Source organism: Actinomyces sp. S6-Spd3, assembly GCF_000758755.1.
Classification (GTDB): Bacteria; Actinomycetota; Actinomycetes; order Actinomycetales; family Actinomycetaceae; genus Pauljensenia.
Window position 1 is genome coordinate 1 of sequence record NZ_JRMV01000215.1, and the last position, 593, is coordinate 593.

The window sequence follows — 593 nt, forward strand, 5'->3', positions numbered from 1 at the left end:
ATGCCGGGCTTGTCCCCTTTGGGCGGATAGTAGGTGCCTCGCATCGCGGGGCCAATGTACTCGTGCCAGGTATGGAGCAGGCCATCTCGGGAGATCAACACGTCAAGATTGCGCTGGAGGGAGTTGAAGTCGCCTCGGCGCGCGGTGTCAAGGATTGACTCAACCGTAATTGCAGCTTCACTATCGGTGAGTACTTCATCGGAAGATTTGATCGCTTGCGCGGCATCCGAGGGGAACACGCCGGAACGGACTAGGCGAACCATTTGTTCAAGCCGCTTGAGCTCAATCTCGTTATACCTTCTGCGTTTGCCCGGTTCGCGTTTTGGCCCTAGCCCGTAGCGGCGCTCCCACGTACGGATCGTAGACGCGGAAACTCCCAGGCGCTGCGCAACCGTTGCGATGGTTAGCGGCGCGGGATTCATGTGCGCGCTTAGATCAGGGCGGGGCATTGTTCATCTCCAGTTTGGACAATTTCCAGAAAAGTTTAAGGTACATCACCTATTAATATTGTTACGCCCGAAGAAGCGAAGCGCCACCGGAGCCTAACTTCTTAAAAGTTTCGAACAATATGCGGAAGGGGCTTGAACAACTTT

General features: G+C 55.0%; 1 protein-coding gene. It reads right to left on the minus strand.

The genetic code is table 11. The annotated features are described in order from the left end of the window. Positions 1-449, minus strand: a 449-nt coding sequence (locus tag HMPREF1627_RS10355) for a MerR family transcriptional regulator (RefSeq protein WP_158705801.1), incomplete at its 3' end; no start/stop codon positions are given. Positions 450-593: the final 144 nt, after the last annotated feature.